The sequence below is a fragment of the Nostoc sp. UIC 10890 genome, assembly GCF_054786515.1.
In genome coordinates this window covers 1603733-1620631 of the sequence record NZ_JBSGKF010000001.1, presented here as the reverse complement: position 1 = coordinate 1620631, position 16899 = coordinate 1603733, and the positions used below count along the sequence as shown (strand labels likewise).

General features: G+C 42.3%; 16 protein-coding genes and 1 tRNA gene. 8 read left to right on the top strand and 9 right to left on the bottom strand.

The window, feature by feature from the left end; all coding sequences use genetic code 11:
- Position 1: 1 nt before the first annotated feature.
- The gene (locus ACWATR_RS06460) at positions 2-2713 is read right to left on the bottom strand and encodes a CBS domain-containing protein (RefSeq protein WP_460330593.1); all 2712 of its coding nucleotides are present in this window, start codon (positions 2711-2713) and stop codon (positions 2-4) included.
- 160 nt (positions 2714-2873) lie between these two features.
- Here ACWATR_RS06460 and psbZ point away from each other — a divergent pair, with 160 nt between their 5' ends.
- The 7 genes from psbZ to ACWATR_RS06425 all read left to right on the top strand — a co-directional run bounded on the left by psbZ (position 2874) and on the right by ACWATR_RS06425 (position 10333).
- Positions 2874-3062 (top strand): photosystem II reaction center protein PsbZ, encoded by a 189-nt coding sequence (psbZ, locus tag ACWATR_RS06455; RefSeq protein WP_069072749.1) that lies wholly within the window; start codon positions 2874-2876, stop codon positions 3060-3062.
- 192 nt (positions 3063-3254) lie between these two features.
- Positions 3255-3833, top strand: coding sequence for a 6,7-dimethyl-8-ribityllumazine synthase (gene ribH / locus ACWATR_RS06450; protein WP_460330590.1), 579 nt, complete (start codon positions 3255-3257; stop codon positions 3831-3833).
- Positions 3834-3994: 161 nt separating this feature from the next.
- A tRNA-Gly gene (locus tag ACWATR_RS06445) sits at positions 3995-4066 on the top strand.
- 875 nt (positions 4067-4941) lie between these two features.
- Positions 4942-5349, top strand: coding sequence for a hypothetical protein (locus ACWATR_RS06440; RefSeq protein WP_069072751.1), 408 nt, complete (start codon positions 4942-4944; stop codon positions 5347-5349).
- A 4-nt stretch (positions 5350-5353) separates the two neighbouring features.
- Positions 5354-6619, top strand: a complete 1266-nt coding sequence (locus tag ACWATR_RS06435) for a glutamate-5-semialdehyde dehydrogenase (protein ID WP_460330587.1) — start codon at positions 5354-5356, stop codon at positions 6617-6619.
- A gap of 540 nt (positions 6620-7159) precedes the next feature.
- Positions 7160-8731 carry an alkaline phosphatase D family protein gene (locus ACWATR_RS06430; RefSeq protein WP_460330584.1) on the top strand — a complete coding sequence of 524 codons (1572 nt, stop codon included), beginning with the start codon at positions 7160-7162 and terminating at the stop codon, positions 8729-8731.
- Between the two features lie 750 nt (positions 8732-9481).
- Positions 9482-10333 carry a universal stress protein gene (locus tag ACWATR_RS06425; protein WP_460330581.1) on the top strand — a complete coding sequence of 284 codons (852 nt, stop codon included), beginning with the start codon at positions 9482-9484 and terminating at the stop codon, positions 10331-10333.
- A gap of 83 nt (positions 10334-10416) precedes the next feature.
- Here the strand turns inward: ACWATR_RS06425 and psbM are convergent, their stop codons facing one another.
- The 5 genes from psbM to ACWATR_RS06400 form a co-directional block, all read right to left on the bottom strand.
- A complete protein-coding gene (gene psbM / locus ACWATR_RS06420) occupies positions 10417-10533 on the bottom strand; it encodes a photosystem II reaction center protein PsbM (RefSeq protein WP_084227279.1) in 117 nt (38 codons plus the stop codon).
- A 159-nt stretch (positions 10534-10692) separates the two neighbouring features.
- Complete coding sequence (locus ACWATR_RS06415) at positions 10693-10989, bottom strand: 2Fe-2S iron-sulfur cluster-binding protein (RefSeq protein ID WP_181931044.1); 297 nt, start codon at positions 10987-10989, stop codon at positions 10693-10695.
- A 184-nt stretch (positions 10990-11173) separates the two neighbouring features.
- Positions 11174-11311 (bottom strand): photosystem II reaction center protein K, encoded by a 138-nt coding sequence (locus ACWATR_RS06410; protein WP_006195022.1) that lies wholly within the window; start codon positions 11309-11311, stop codon positions 11174-11176.
- Positions 11312-11414: 103 nt separating this feature from the next.
- On the bottom strand, positions 11415-12554 hold the full coding sequence (tgt, locus tag ACWATR_RS06405) for a tRNA guanosine(34) transglycosylase Tgt (RefSeq protein WP_460330574.1): 1140 nt from the start codon (positions 12552-12554) through the stop codon (positions 11415-11417).
- A gap of 357 nt (positions 12555-12911) precedes the next feature.
- Positions 12912-13364 (bottom strand): hypothetical protein, encoded by a 453-nt coding sequence (locus ACWATR_RS06400; RefSeq protein WP_069072757.1) that lies wholly within the window; start codon positions 13362-13364, stop codon positions 12912-12914.
- 376 nt (positions 13365-13740) lie between these two features.
- Here ACWATR_RS06400 and cobS point away from each other — a divergent pair, with 376 nt between their 5' ends.
- Positions 13741-14514 carry an adenosylcobinamide-GDP ribazoletransferase gene (gene cobS / locus ACWATR_RS06395; protein ID WP_460330571.1) on the top strand — a complete coding sequence of 258 codons (774 nt, stop codon included), beginning with the start codon at positions 13741-13743 and terminating at the stop codon, positions 14512-14514.
- Positions 14515-14806: 292 nt separating this feature from the next.
- On the opposite strand, the gene ACWATR_RS06390 is transcribed toward cobS, so the two are convergent.
- From ACWATR_RS06390 to ACWATR_RS06380, 3 genes are all read right to left on the bottom strand, one after another.
- Complete coding sequence (locus ACWATR_RS06390; RefSeq protein ID WP_420761784.1) at positions 14807-15262, bottom strand: PPC domain-containing protein; 456 nt, start codon at positions 15260-15262, stop codon at positions 14807-14809.
- 88 nt (positions 15263-15350) lie between these two features.
- On the bottom strand, positions 15351-16028 hold the full coding sequence (locus ACWATR_RS06385; RefSeq protein WP_460330568.1) for a ComF family protein: 678 nt from the start codon (positions 16026-16028) through the stop codon (positions 15351-15353).
- A gap of 108 nt (positions 16029-16136) precedes the next feature.
- Complete coding sequence (locus ACWATR_RS06380; RefSeq protein ID WP_420761782.1) at positions 16137-16628, bottom strand: GNAT family N-acetyltransferase; 492 nt, start codon at positions 16626-16628, stop codon at positions 16137-16139.
- Between the last annotated feature and the right edge of the window lie 271 nt (positions 16629-16899).

Sequence of the window (16899 nt, the reverse complement as noted above, 5' to 3'; positions counted from 1 at the left end):
TTCATTTAGGATAGTGTTTGGCTAAAAACTCCTCAGCTTCATTCCTATCTTTAATTACTTCATCCAAGGTAGCAGCAAGTAAATCATCTAATATTTGCCGATATTGAGGTCCTGGTTTGTAACCAAGTTTTTTTAAATCATTACCATTCAATAGTGGCTGCACATTAGCCCAAACAGTTAAATATTCCCAAATCTGATGTCTAAGCGATCGCGGACTTTGCACAGCGATTAAAATCAGCATTGGTAAATCGTACTTTTGCAACATCTGTACTACTTGACTAGGACTTTCACACTTAGGCAAAGATTCCATCATCTCAGTTTGGGCAGAAGCCAAGTTTTGCAAGCGTTTAATGCCATCTTCTTGTAGTTGCAGATTTTTTGCTACTTTCGCCCGATATTGTGGTGCTAAATAGGCGATTAACGTTTCTAAGCGCATTTCCCAATGGATGAGGGTTGGTTGTGGGTCAAATCGCCGCAAACAGCGTTCTAGCAAACGTAATTGTTGTAGGACTTCCACATCTAGCTTCAGAGTAGGATGGATACATTGCAATGCCCCTAAATTATCGAGTAACTGTAAAGCCGATTTCCAGTAGGGGGCTTCTAGGATGTGTTTTAATTCTGTTTTCAGTCGAGTTTGTAAAGCTGGAGTTCTGCTATTCTCGTGAGCAGTGCGATCGTAAACACCACTGTTGATGGCATAGCGGATAAACTCTTCAGTTTGCACTTCTATCTGAAATCCGAAGCGCACAGCAAACCGCACACCGCGATAAATCCGGGTGGGGTCTTCGATAAAGCTGTTGGCGTGTAAAACTCGAATTTGTTTAGCTTGTAAATCGAGTAATCCGCCAAAGAAATCGAGTAATTCACCAGCACGCGGAGTAGTAAGTCGCAAAGCGATCGCATTAATGGTAAAATCTCGACGATACAAGTCTTGGCGAATTGAACTCGCCTCAACTTCTGGATTCGCCGCCGGGTAAGGATAAAACTCTGTTCTAGCGGTGGCAATATCTACCCATAGAGAATCTAATTCTGGGTCTTTGTGCCACAACAAAGCAGCAGTTTGAAAAGCCCCGTGAATTTCTAAACGAGCCGCAGGATAAAGTTGTTGAAGTGCTTTTGCTAGTTCCACACCAGCGCCAACATCTGCTGATTTGTGAAAGCCATCAACTACTAGGTCAATATCTTTAATCATCAAGCTACCTGATGCGTCAGTTAACAGCAAATCCCGCACCGCACCTCCTACTAAATAAAGATGCCAACCCCGTTTTTCGGCTTCTTGTGATGCTGTGGTGAGTAATTGCCACAATCTAGGAGCAAGTTTATTTTGCAACTCAGTGCTAAGAGGAATTTTGAATTTTGAATTTTGAATTTTGAATTTTTGCTCTCCCCCTTCTCCATCTTCATCCCTTTCCTGATGTAATTCCCGCAAGACATCAGTACGAGTGACAATACCAACTAACTGACCATTTTCCAATACTGGTAAGCGTCCGATATCATAAGTCACCATCAGCGACTCAATTTGTGGCAGTGTCGTATCTGGTGTAATTGTTTTCAGATTTCTTGTCATGTAGCCTTTAACTGGCGCATGACTAAATCCGTGGTGCAAGGCGATATCAAGATCCCGGCGTGAAATAATACCTACTAGTTGCTTTTGAGTATCAACTACAGATAAACCAGAGTGTCCATAACGCAACAAAATTCGCTGTGCCTCAGCAATTGTGGTTTCAGGCAGAATCGTGCGGACAGGAGAAGACATCAAATCCCTCGCGGTGGGGGGATGGGGAATTTGCGCTTTTATCCCGTCAAGGAGTTGTTTTAATATTACTTGTGAATCAACTCCTCTTAGATTTAGCGATGCGGCTTGTGAATGACCACCGCCTCCAAGAAGTTGGAATAATAGGTTAAGATTCGTCTTGGGAATTTGCGATCGCCCAATTACAGTTAAGCGTGAATCATCTTCACCCAAAGGATACTCATTAGCCAACAGTAGGGCATCAATTTCGGTTAGTTCCACTAGTTCCGAAGCCAGACTCGATAATCCAGGCACAAAATTTTTAGTTCTTAGAGTTACCCAAGCAACAGTATATCCACGCAGACAAAGATATTCTAAATTTTCTAGAGATTCAGTTAATAACTGTTGCAATTGCAAAGACAAGCCAGGGTCACGGTAGGTAGAAATTACTGATAAACTTGCACCTTGTTGCATCAACCAAGCCAAAGCTAAAGCATCCCGTGGTGTGGACTGGTCAAAGGTCAAGGAGCCAGTGTCAACGTGGATACCCAAAGCCATCACAGTAGCTTCAGCAGGAGTCAGGGAAATTTCCTGTTGTTGCAATTGCTCCACAATTAAAGTTGTGGTAGCTCCTACTGAGTCAATATGCGATCGCGTCGCGAGAATGTCTGATTCTTGTCCTAAATGATGGTCATAAACTATAATTTCTTTAAGATTGGGTAAATCTAACCACTCAGCAGCTTTACCCAAGCGATCGCGCTGTTGTGTATCCACCACAGTCAGAGAACGAATTTTTTCGGCATTCACCGAACGCCGTTCAATTAGCGGATATTCATCCCGATGCAATGCTAAAAAATCCCGTACAGGAGGGTGAGAACCGCCAGTCAGCACAATCTTACTTCCCGGTAGTAGGCGCGTTAACCCTACTGCTGCTCCTAGTGTGTCAAAATCTGCTGTTGTGTGGCAAAGAATTACATCCATAGTTCAATTAGCCATTAGTCATTAGTCATTGATACTTAGACGAAAGGACAAATGACTAAAATGTTGCAATTTCTGCTAGCTTAAAAATAATAAGAAAGTGTCAGTGTCGCCCTTTAGGATATTCTATCCTTAGTATTTCGCTGTATTGGGAGAAGCAAAAATGACCATAATATTCCAATTTGCCTTGATAGGTCTAGTCCTGTTGTCCTTTGTCCTAGTTGTTGGGGTTCCTGTTGCTTACGCCACTCCCCAAAATTGGAATGATTCTAAAAAACTGCTCTGGGTTGGCTCTGGTGTCTGGATTGGTTTGGTGTTTTTAGTTGGTTTGTTAAACTTTTTTGTCGTGTAGGCGACGGCTTCGCTCTGGCGCAGGCACATAATATAAGAACTAGAGGAGCAGAAAAGCCAAGGTCAAAGGTTAAGGGAAACAAGAAATTTTTTCTTTTTCCTGGTTCCTTCATCCTGACCGTGCTTTCCTGCTCCTCTACATTTAAATAAGAAATGTATATTGGCCAGAAGTATAGTTGATAAAGAGGCAGTCATGGCAGTTTTCGAGGGAACTTTTACTCAAACGGAACCTTTGCATTTTGCAGTGGTTATTGGTCGATTCAATGACCTCGTTACCGGAAAGCTGCTAGAGGGTTGTCAAGATTGTTTGAAACGCCACGGTGTAGATCCTAACCCACAAGGTACTCAGGTGGACTATGTTTGGGTTCCGGGAAGTTTTGAAGTACCTTTAGTAGCTCGGCAACTAGCACTTTCCCATCGTTATGATGCTGTAATTTGTCTAGGTGCAGTCATTCGAGGGCAAACACCCCATTTTGATTACGTATCCGCCGAGGTTTCTAAAGGCATTGCCGCCGCTAGCTTTCAAACTGGGGTGCCAGTAATTTTTGGCATTTTGACAGTAGACACCATGCAACAAGCCTTAGAACGGGCAGGCATCAAAGGTAATCATGGTTGGGATTATGCCTTGAATGCCCTAGAAATGGCAAGCCTCATGCGGCAACTGCGTTCTAACCTGGCAGAGCCATATTCTCGTAATAGCCAGTCTTTGCCAGCCTCTTTTCAAGGTGCCAGCATCGGCAATTTAACTGCGGAGTCAGAAGAACTAGGCTAAATGAGTCATTAGTCATTTGTCCTTTGTCCTTTGTCATTCACTAATGACCAATGACCAATGACCAATGACCAATGACCAATGACCAATGACCAATGACTAAAATAAATTAAGGGGTTGACAATTAAGGATAAATCTGAGATATTGATATATGGCGATTGATTGCGGGTGTAGCTCAGTGGTAGAGCGTCACCTTGCCAAGGTGAATGTCGCGCGTTCGAATCGCGTCACCCGCTTCCAACTAAAACCTCTTAGATTAAAAAAATTCTAAGGGGTTTAGTGTTTTTAGGGTGGATTTCAGTGTTCGTCGATTCACTCTTCAATTCTGTGGACAGATCGAGCAAACAAATCGTCTACTCTCCAAATTTGAACATTGCCCACTCAACTTGTATTACCCACTTGCTAAGAAATATAAAACCCAGCTTCACATTAGTTTAGATATTCATTAGCTTGAGTACAATCTTTATAGGTGTAATCAATTTGTTTCGTATAGGGTGTATTACACTGGATTAAAGGTGGCTACTTATAATGTTGTCAGGTGCAAAACGTCTTTTCGCAGTGAAGTTAGCCACAATCTATTTGGGCAAAGAGTCACACACATTCTCTGGATGTTTTGCCAATTCTCGCTCTTGAAACGCTTGCGAACTGCAAGGAATAAAGATTGGAGATAATCCCGATCCAACCTTGATAACTGGATAGTAATATATAGTAACCCCAAGGAAAATCTAGGGTTTATTGGTGTCTGTTGTTTATCAGCGTAGCCTTCCCAAACGATTTGTTTTAGGAGTGGTCGCCACGTAGGCTTAAAATTGTACCAGGTGTGTCAGCATAATCAATGCCCAAAAACGCAACCACTTACCTTGAAAGCGACAGATGAAGAGAAGGAAATTTTTAAATAAGATTGCCAGCTATGGGGAAAGACTACAAACAGAGAACCCCGTAATGACATGGCAATTAGGATACTTAAAGTTGGCTGCATCTACTGTTTGCAATCATGGCGATGTTTGCATAACCTGCCCATCTATATAAAGAAAGAAGCCTTATCAGGCATTTACCAACACATTATATTCTCGTAGTTCGCGTAAAACACGCTCAAGTCATTAGAACGCTTGTGCAATCTCAAAAACCTGAAAAAATCGACTTCAATACCGAATACCCCTGTCCCTGTCGTCGCCGGGGTCAGTTAATTCCGATTACGCTGACAGAAGCATTTGGTTGCGATCGCTGTCAGCAAATCTTTGTAGTAGAAGATAATGGTCATGTCCTAGAACAGCTTTCTACCACCTATCCCTATAAGCGGGCTTGGCGTTGGATGGGAAATAGTTGGCATGTTGTCCATCCCCGCTTGGGAGAAAGCTATCTGCCTATAGCACTTGGCATTATTTTCGTGCTAGTGATTATATGGCTGCCATTAGCACTGCGATTGGCAAATAGTTCCAGCATTATTGCTTGGGCAATGGTGGCGGTATTATTGGCTATTCTGCCAGCACTAATGGTCTGGCTTACCTACAGACGTTAACTCAATGACTGTTGAAGTTTTGGATGACCACCCCGAACCGATTACTAGTGCCCAACGAGCCTATCAAGCTTCCCTAAAGTTGGGGATCACAAAGGGAGCAGACCGGAGTCGTGCAGTATTAGCGATGGCACAGGCTCTTGAGCGCTCATTTGACGACATTCTAGAAGCCAATACCTTGGATTTAGAAGCTAGTCGAGAAATGGCAGTGCCAGAGTTGATATTGGATTGGCTAAAGCTGACTCCCACAAGGCTAGAGACGACCGTGGACATTTTACAAAGGTTGGGGGAATTATCAGATCCGCTGCGGCGGGTCAGAACCGCTGATTATCAACTGGAAGATTCCCAAAGTTACACCCAGTTAATGCCCTTGGGAGTGATTGGATTTATTTATGAAGCCTTTCCCGATTTAGGAGCGATCGCAGCGGGTTTTTGTATCAAAACTGGCAATAGTATAATTCTCAAAGGTAGTACTGAAGCTAGCCATTCTAACGCTGCGATCGCTGAGGTATTGCAAAATGCGATCGCAGAAGTTGGTCTAACACCAGGTTGTGTAGAACTGATCACAGCAGAACATGGTGCTTCGATTCGGGATTTAGTTACCCAAGACGAGTACGTGAATTTAGTGATTCCCTACGGACGCCCCAGCTTAGTGCAGCAGGTAGTACGACAGGCAACTTGCCCAGTTTTAAAGTCAGCGATGGGTAACTGTTATCTCTACTGGTCGCTCAATAGCAGCTTGGAAATGGTGCGCTGGATGATTCTTGATAGCCATCAAAGTGAACCCGATCAAGCCAATGCCATTGAAAAGGTACTAATTCATCGTCAAGCCTTGCCATCATCTTTAGCAGTGCTGTGGAATAGCTTGATGGAAAAAGGCTTTGAAATTAAAGGGGACGCAGAACTAGTAGAAGCTTTTCCCCAATTGCAATTGGTAAAGGAAGGCGAATGGGGAAACCCTTATTTAACGAGGACAGTAGCTTTTAAACTGGTGGATAGCTTAGAGAGTGCGATCGCCTGGATTAATGAACACAGTAGTGGTCATGCCGACTCCATAGTTACTGAATCCTACCAGGAAAGTCGCCAGTTTGCTTTAGGAGTTAACAGTGCCTCTACCTACATCAACACTTCCCCGCGTTTTTCCCGCAACCCCTCGCGGGGAGATTCAGTGTTTCTCGGCATGTCTAACCAAAAAGGTCATCGCCGAGGATTTATCAGCCTGGAAACCTTGACCACCGTCAAGCATATTGTTCAGGGAAATGGCAGGTTTTAAATAATTCGTAATTCGTAATACTCGCCAAGGGCGAGAAGCAAGCTACGTAATTCGTAATTAGAAAAGGGTTTACCAAAAGCGCTCCATCATAGCAGCACTTCTGCTTTAGTTGTGTAGCAATACTGTGTAGGACTTACGCAAAAATAAACGTGATAGGGGCAATTCATGAATTGCCCCTACCGTAAAATCAAGGTTTGGGCTATTTTTTGCCTAAGTTCTGCTGTAGTCTAAATTCCCAATGCCCCAATCCAATTTTAAACTTAACAAAATCTTAATTTCTGCTTGATCCTAGTTTGATAGGTTGCTTGTGTTTGGTTGAGCAACAATTGGGAGACAAGTCAAATATAGTAATTACTAATTCATAATTCATAATTATTAGACAAGTTAGAATTTGCTCTTTATATAAGAAGCAGCCACATTTTGTTTGGTGTCTAAATCTCCACGCAAAACCCAATTACGAATTACGAATTACGAATTACGAATTATTTAAAGCTGACTCTCCTGAATGCCAACTGTATTTACATCTGGGTAGGGGTGAATATGGAACTTATGGATGGCACGCGCCTGTTAGCAAATCGGTGCAGACGGCGGAGTTTTTTGTTGGGTGCAGGATTTTTAACGGGGTTAACAATCGCTAGCCAATGGCATCCAGTATCAGCTAACTCAAGGTTTTCTGGCTATCCATTCAGTCTTGGTGTTGCCTCTGGCGACCCTTTACCGGATGGTGTTGTGATCTGGACACGACTGGCTCCAAATCCACTTTCTGGAGGTGGAATGCCACTCGTAAATGTTCCAGTGCGGTGGCAAGTTGCCCTTGATGAAAACATGAGACAGGTGGTGCGTCGAGGAACAGTGCTAGCGACACCAGAATTAGCACACTCAGTTCACGTTGATGTCCGTGGACTAGACCCTGACCGTTGGTACTGGTATCAATTTCAAGCGGGTAGAGAAGCTAGCCCCGTTGGGCGGACTCGGACAGCACCAGCGTTTTATGGCTCTATCCAACAACTGAACTTTGCTTTTGTCTCCTGTCAAGACTGGCAAAATGGCTACTATACGGCTTATCGGCATTTAGCTGATGAAAACCTCGACCTTGTGGTTCATCTCGGTGATTACATTTACGAATATGGGCCACAATCTGGTGGGCCTCGCCAGCATAATAGTCCAGAAATTGTAACTCTTTCCGACTACCGCGATCGCCACGCCCTGTACAAAACTGACTTGAATCTCCAAGCTGCTCATGCGGCTTTTCCTTGGATTGTCACTTGGGATGATCACGAAGTTGACAATAATTATGCCAACTTAATCCCCGAAGATAACCAAACTCAAGAGGCTTTTAGGAAGCGCCGAGCCAATGCGTACCAGGCTTACTACGAACACATGCCTTTACGTCAGTCTTCATTGCCCAATGGCCCAGATATGCTGCTTTATCGGCGGTTCACCTACGGTAATTTGGCTGAGTTTAATGTACTAGACACCAGGCAGTACCGCAGTGACCAACCTTGTGATGATGGACTGAAGCCTCGCTGCCCCGAAGCTTTTGCTCCAAATGCTACGATGACTGGCTCAAAACAAGAGCAGTGGCTACAAAAAGGTTTAGACCAATCGCGATCGCGCTGGAATGTGATTGCTCAACAGACTATACTAGCCGAGTACAATTTTAATAGTAATCCCGGTTTAGGTGTCTTCAATGTGGATCAGTGGGACGGTTACGTAGCTGCACGTAATCGGCTTTTGAGTTTTTTAAACCAGCGCCAACCTTCTAACCCAGTGGTGATTACCGGAGACATTCATTCTAGTTGGGTAAATGATCTAAAGCTTGACTTTAAAAACCCAAACTCACCGACGGTAGGCACTGAGTTCGTAGGAACTTCAATTACCTCTGACTTTCCTGCCCAATTCATTGCTCCAGTTCAAGCTTCCCTAGCCAACAATCCCCATACTAAGTTCTTTGACGGTGCTTTCCGGGGATACGTCCGCTGCAAACTTACCCCACAACGCTGGCAAAGTGATTACCGCGTGGTATCGAGCATTGTTGACTTGAATGCTTCTATTAAAACCCTAGCTTCCTTTGTAGTCCAAAACGGACAACCAGGGGCACATCTAAGTTAACGTGAGTTCGACAAGTCTTATTTGACCTCTCCCCCAACCCCTCTCCGACACGGAGAGGGGAGCAAAAGGCTGAATTTTTCGTTGCTCCTCCCTTTCCGTTTCGGAGAGGGAGGCTAGGAGGGAAAGGTTCATCGAACTCACGTTAAGTTAAGCAAACCTCACAAGCAATCAACCAAACCCCCCAAATAGAATCTGGGGGGTTTTAATATAGTATGAAATATGACTTTAACTATTAGAACACCTATATTTTTTTTGCTGTTTGGATATAGCAATCTTATATGAGTTACAAAAACTGCAAGAGACTTAAAAAAATCGCAGAATATGGAAAATTCGGGAGTAGTGTAGACTATATCAAGCCAGAAGAAATCGCCTGTTAAAGATTACACTGAATCAATCTTCCTAAAGAATTATTTTGGCATTTCTTTGCAATACTTAACTAACTTCTAATTAAAAAAAGTGAACATAGATTAAAAATGATAACTAACATCATAATTTATTAAGTTCTTAAAGCTAAATTGAGAGTATGCTTAATAATTGAAGTCTAGTTAAGAATTTAAGTAACGAGGTGCAAATAGACTTAAACATTTGTTGAGTTTCTTATACTTTATCATTTGTTTGAGGGTTAAATACTAAAAACAAATTTTGTTTGTGCCTAATTACTAACTAGGTTGTCGAGCAAGGCGGTTAAAATCTGACCTGAGCCAATTAATAACAGCGAAAACAAAAGTAAACTTAACAAAAATTCGTAAGATGATAAAAAGAATTTTGCTAGCTGTATCGGGATTGGGACACGCAGAAGAAATGCTCAAAACCCTGAAAGAAATCCCTTCAATTCAATCTGCAAAAGTTACAATTTTGCATGTTGTTCAAGCACAAAGTACTGCTGCTACCATGACAAGTAAATGGGAAAATGGTGGTAAAATTCTGGCGAATGCCATTCAAACTTTGAACTTAGATCCTAGCCAGGTTTCTTCAATTTTGCGCGAAGGCGATCCCAAAGATGTAGTTTGCCAAGTAGCTGATGAAATCGACGCTGACTTGATTATTATGGGTTCACGCGGACTGAAGCGGTTACAATCGATTTTATCAAACTCAGTCAGTCAGTATGTTTTTCAACTATCTTCTCGCCCCATGTTGTTGGTAAAAGATGATATTTATGTCAAAAGAATTAAGCGGATTATGGTGGCAATCGACAACTCTGATTCATCAAAAAACTGCTTGAAATTGGCACTGTTTCTACTGCGAGATATTCAGGGCGGCGAGTTAATTTTGGCAAATATTAGTACAGATTTAGGCGGTAAAAAATCGGAAATAACTCAGGTTAACTCAGACAAGAATCCAGTTTTGGCAGCCGCCGTTGCAGAAGCTGAAAAACAGGGTATCCAATCTCGTTCTTATATCAGCAGTGGCAAACCCGGTGAAGAAATTTGTCGGTTGGCAGAAGAGTTGAATATAGATTTATTATTGCTCGGTTCTCCAGATCGTCGTCCATCCATCGCTAAGAGTTTTGTTGACATCGATAGACTCATCGGTTCTTCCTTGTCTGACTATGTTCGAGTTAATGCCACTTGTCCGGTATTGTTGGCGCGGACAATCGCTTAAAGTAAATAGTGCTGAGTTAACGTTTGATAAATAAAAACCCCTACACCAATAGTGTAGGGGTTATTTATTTTATACACAAACTCTTAACTATCTTTTCCACCTTCGCGGCTAGCAGTTTGGATGTAAAGAATTAGTAAAAACACAGCGGGGACGAGTACGAACAAAATGCTCGCTATGAACCCCAGGTCATTAACTTGCATGGCAAGAAAACCTCTCTTGAATTTCCAGTCAACAACATTAGGATAGCATCATAGATGACAGAGTTATACCAATTCAAAATTCAAAATTCAAAATTCAAAATGAGTAAACTCAATTTTGGTAAGTATTTTGACTACTGACTGGATACAAATTGTGAAAACTTAAGGTTTTGTAACTACGCTAACTGAGCCATTCACTAAAGTTTGACAGGCAAGGCGGTAATTTTCTGGCTTTTTCTTGAATTTCCGGTTTTCTACGTCTGTGCGGGGGGAAAGATTTTCTAATCCTTCAACTATCTCGACAACGCAAGTACCACATTGACCATTACCACCGCAATTGGTCATCTTGCCAATGAATGTATATATGTCAATACCATTTTGTATCGCCTTGAGTCGGAGATTAGCACCATCTGCCGCCACTACTTCTTTATTTTCTTTAACGAACTTGATATTACCCATAACTGATTCCTCCTTGACTCTAAGCTTGGCTTTCAAGGCTTTATATTGACATGGCTTGATTCACATCTTATTTATTATATTAATTCATTACAAAATATTAATAAATATTAACTTTATAAAACATAGCATCACAAAAAATAGGACAGGTAGAGTACCTGCCCTATAAATTGAAAAATAGATTAACTTACCTAAATCCCACGGCTGCTTGCCAAACAAAGGCAAGCAACAAGAAGAATACAGGGATGACTGGGAGAACGTCCACCAAAGGATCAAAGATTTGGTAAGCTTCAGGCAGTTTTGCTAATAAAAGTGCTGCTTCCATGTTTGTTTAAATCCACCTATCCAACACAGCTTTCATAATTGAGAAGTATCTTAACATGGTTTGGTCATTGGTAATTTGTCATTTGTCATTGGTCATTAATACCCTATTCTTCGACTTCCCACTGTTCATCTCCACTTTCTTCGTTAAGCCAGTGACCAAATTCTGTGGCAAAACGATCGCTCAATATTGCTTCTCTAATATGCTGGGTAAAGCGAATTAGTTCGGTAATGTTGTGAATGCTTAACAAGGTATAAGCTAAAATTTCCTGCGATCGCACTAAATGAGATATGTAAGCACGGCTAAAATTTTGACAAGTGTAACAGGGACAAGTTTCATCTAATGGCGTAAAATCTTCACGAAACTTAGCATTTTTTAAATTCCAGCGTCCGCCCTTGACTATTGCCGTTCCATGTCTCGCCCAGCGGGTGGGAATTACACAATCAAATAAATCTACACCAGATGCGATCGCGATCGCCATTTCTCGATAAGTACCCACACCCATCAAATAACGCGGCTTGTCGGGCGGTAGAAGCGGTGCTGTCACTTTGACAATTTCAGCCATCAATTCTGGTGGTTCTCCCACACTCACGCCACCAATGGCATATCCGGGTAAATCCAACTTAGCCAAAGCTTCAGCCGCACGACAACGCAAATCTAAATACACGCCTCCTTGCACAATCCCAAACAACGCCTGTTCACTGTGTTGATGGGCCGTCATGCAGCGTTCTAACCAGCGGTAAGTGCGTTCAGTTGCGATTTCTACTTCTTGGCGAGTCGCTGGGTAGGGCGGACACTCATCAAAGGCCATAATCACATCGGCCCCTAAAGTATTTTGAATCTCAATGGAGCGTTCTGGTGTCAAGTTAATAATTCGTCCATCATGGGGTGAACGGAAAGTTACACCTTCTTCAGTAATTTTTCGCATCTCGCTTAAGCTGAAGACCTGAAACCCACCCGAATCTGTGAGCATTGGCCCGTTCCAACCCATAAATTTATGTAATCCACCACCCCCAGCCACGATCGCTTCTCCTGGTTGTAGGTGAAGATGATAAGTATTAGATAAGATCATTTGCGCCCCAGTATCTCGCAGCTGAGATGGCGTGATAGTTTTGACATTTGCCAGCGTTCCCACTGGCATAAATCTGGGAGTTTCTACAAGACCGTGAGGGGTGAAAAACACTCCTGCTCTAGCTTTGGTTTGACTACAGCAAGCAAGACATTGAAAAGAAAAATTTGCACTCATGCCATTTTGGATTTTAGACTTGTCGTGAGCGTTCAGCCGAACGATTTTAGATTTTGGATTGTGAAACGCTAATTGATGAAGAGTTTCAGAAATCCACAACTAGCAGCCATAAAACCAAATAGTATTAAGGCAAAATTAATATTACAGCGTATTTCAATTTGGTGAAGTACACAACCGAATGGTTCAAAGCCAGGAATACAGGGTGTTGTAATTCTGAATTTTGACTCCTGAATTATGCTGTATTTGGCTAAATTATGGACAAACATAAAAACTGGTAATTGAGTTTTAGTGAACACTTAAGCATTCACGGCTAACCTAGTTACCAACTTTAGGAGTATATACTGCAATAATTGTTATTTAGAAAGAATCACAACAGTCATCGTCAATTTCTGCATCCCACCTGGCTGAGAGTACTTGCTCCATCATCGCTTCTATGGCGCTGACATTGAAGCTTCGCTCTCGTCGTTCTTGTAAGGGGGTTGAGCGGGGAATCAACCGCAGACACACTCCTTCTTGCATCAAATCGAAGTAGGTTTCTTGTTGCGGTGACTGTTTTAGTTCCAAGTAATCAAAACTACAAACATTCAAATATAGTGCGTGGTTAGCCACTAAGGTAGACCTTTGCGGATTGGCAAAAACTTCCATCACATCCCCTTCACCCTCGCTCAGTACCTTATCTTCGTGGGTGTAGATGTAGTGGACTCGACCTAAATCTGCCAGCAATCGCCGGATGTCGAGCTTATTCACAATAATGCCCGTGTTAATAATGCACGGAGCTGGTATCCTGGTGTCGGGTAGATGGTGACTCATAGGAAAATAGCGATTGAGCTAAGGAGAGCAACAACAGAGCTAAACTGTCATAATTGAATAGCTTGTTTACTCCCTACATTTAAAAAAATATCAATTTTATGGGGCAATCGTCTAATAATTTGGAGTAAGTTTTTAGTTAACGAATACAAAACACAAATTTTGCTCCCTGATGGAATTTTAACTTCCTAAATTACTTGTTTTCGTATAAAAAAATACTCAAAATTACTGACTATCCACTTAGACCAGCATAACAAAATTTTCCAGGAGAATATCTGATAGAAGTAAATCTTATCTAAAGTTTTAAAATCTGGTTATGTCGGTTGTACCGAAATCAAATCCATTATCCAGCAATTTACCAAAAATTAATGTAATTCTGATGACGAAACAGCAACAGTGGTGGAAAAAGCTGCTGTTAAAGCTGGCAGCTAGTATTATATTTTACACAAGTATTCCACTACCTTATTTGAACGAATTAGACTTTGGGGGAGTGGCACGTCTTGCTTCCCTTGTAGGATTGATAATTGGGGGAATTTTAGGGTTTCTGGATACGGGGATGGATTATCTTGGTATGCCCGTGCTAACTCGTAGTGCTGTGGTAGTAAGTATTTGGATTGCCATAACTGGAGGATTGCACTTAGATGGGGCGATGGATACTGCCGATGGTTTAGCAGTAGGTGATCCAGATCGGCGACTGGAGGTGATGGTAGATAGTGCTACAGGAGCCTTTGGGGCAATGGCTGCGATCGCCTTGGTGATACTGAAAATAACAGCTTTGAGGGATATACCAGAAAACCGTTGTTTGTTGCTGATGGCTGCTTGTGGCTGGGGACGTTGGGGACAGCAGATGGCGATCGCCCGATACCCTTACCTGAAACCAACTGGCAAAGGTGCATTTCATAAACAAGCTATTCGTTCTTACAAAGATTTGTTACCGGGATTGTTGTTGTTGTTGAGTTTGAGTGGTTTACTTGTGCTGATAGATAAACAGCAGCTATTTCTAGCACTGGCAATGATAATTGCTGGAAGTGCGATCGCCACTTTAACTGGTGCATGGTTCAACCACAAACTAGGCGGACACACCGGAGATACTTACGGCGCAGTCGTCGAGTGGACTGAAGCCTTATTTCTCTGCGTGCTGACCACCTTTTAAAAAATTAGGGGACAGGGGACAGGGGAGAATGAAGAAGAGGGGGAATGGGGAAAGGGAAAAGGGGAAAAGGAACCCCATACTCAAAGCAGGGGTTTCAAGTATTGACGCTGATTTTTCTCTCTACGAGACGCCAAGGGCGAACGCACTGCGTGTCTGGTAAAATCTTCTTTTTTGCTCTCCATCTTTAAAAAGAGGGACTTTATACCCGTAGGGAAAAGTTTTTAATTCTTTCCCTTTACCCCTTACCCTTTTCCCCTTATCGGTAACTCTTGATTAATGACAAATGACCAATTCATTTAATTGGTTGCAACTTTGTCACCTTAAGTTTAAAAGCCCCAACCCCAGTTTCCCCAAAAGAACGGACACGAATAACATAATTCCCTGTCTCTACAATGCGAGTAAATAGTAGTGAATTGCTACTACCATCAGGGCCATCATCATTTTCTGCCAGAGTTGAACCATCAGGTGCTAGCAGTGTGATGATGCTGTCAAAGCTTTCAGATGAAAGGTCAACCGCTAAATTATCGCCCTTCTGCAAGTTCACTGTGTAATCACGGGCAAACCCACCTTGACCTGTGGGAATATCTTTGTCTGAGAGGCTATCGGCAAGTTCAGTGCTGTTAGATAAAGGTATTGGACTATACAATTTATTTTGAGCAAAAGCTGCACTTGTACTTATGCCGATTGCCAGCAATGTAGCAGGAATAATGATGAGTTGTTTCAAACCTGCCGCAAAAACTTTATTCATATACACTTCAAGGAATTTTTCTACAAAAATAAGGTAAATTGGCCAATTCATCCACTTTTAAGTCAAAGTTTGCCCATTAAGTCTGGATTTATCCATCTTTGACGGCAGTGGCTACTGCTACTATTCCTAAGACCACAATTCCATACTGACGAAGTGTTTGCACAGCAGACCTGGCAGTAGCACCAGTAGTATAAATGTCGTCCACTAACAGCACTGGGACACTTGGGGGACGATCGCGAAATTCTTGCCCAACAGCAAAAGCTTCGGCCAAGTTTTTTTCTCGTTTAGATACCGATAAACCAAACTGCGCTTCCGTTTCTCGCACTCTAGCTAAACCGTCTAGTTTCAATTTTAATCCAGTTATTTCGCAGAAGCTTTGTGCAATCAGTGCAGCTTGATTATATTTACGTTTCTTTTGTTTACTAGGGTGTAGTGGGATGGGAACCACCACAGGCTGGCTATCTCGCTTCGGTGAATTTAACAACCATGCTTCTCCTAACCATTGACCCAAAGGACGAGCTATTTGGGGTTGATTTTCGTATTTCATCGCCGCGATCGCTCGTTTCACCGGGCCACCATACTCCCCCCAGCCAAAAACTGGTATTGGCTCTTTCCATAGAGAAATCGGGTCTTTACGTTGACATTTTTGCAGTTGTCTGGTGCAGTTTTGACAAAATTCTTGCGAGGTTGCACGTTGACACAAAGGGCAATGGGATTGAAGAAAAAGATTGAGTAAGCCTGTGAGATTTTTAATCCAAGTTTGCATTTGTTATTTGTCCTTTGTCATTTGTCCTTTGTCATTCGTCATTTGTCCTTTGTGATTTGTCCTTAGTTAGTAACTCTTGACTAATGACTAATGACCATTGACCAATGACTAATGACCAATGACTAATGACTTAAAATAGACGCGATCGCACCTGGTTGTTTCTACTCCTGTTGCTGGAGTGTAGCCGTTGCTTTCATACAGCTTGACTGCTTCCACCAAAACACTGGCGGTTTCAATCCAAATTTGTTGAAAACCACGCTCTGCGATCGCTGCTTCTAGCTGTTGTAACAAATATTTCCCTAATCCCAAACCCCTGATGCTGGGCAAAAGATACATTTTGCGGATTTCTACAGCTTTTTCACCCCGGTGTATGGGGTAGTATGCCCCAGTACCGACTAACTGGCTTTGGTGTTCAATTACCCAAAACTCTCCCCCAGTAGCTAAATAATATTCCTCTACTCGCAGCACATCTCGATCAGCGCCCTTTGGTTCCCAACCTAGACCGTATTCTGATAATACATAACTGATGACTTCAGCGGCTCTTGTGCGATCGCTTTCCACCCAATCACGAATTAAAAAATCTTGATAATAGTTTTTCATACCATTTGCTGGTCAAGTTTACACAGAAATTTTTCTGGTTCTATATCCCAATTTACTCAGCAAATAGCTTTTATGGCAGAGTCGATTTCAGGCGGTACTCTCAAAACGTGAATTGTGCCAGTGCTGAAAACAGTCATTTTTAACAAATAAATTGGCACTACATCTATATCATCAACGTAGAGTCAGATATATTCTTGCCAGAAATTGAGTTCTTACACTTCTAATTATCCACAATTGTGAGATTTTTAGACAAGGTAACTTTTGTCAATCA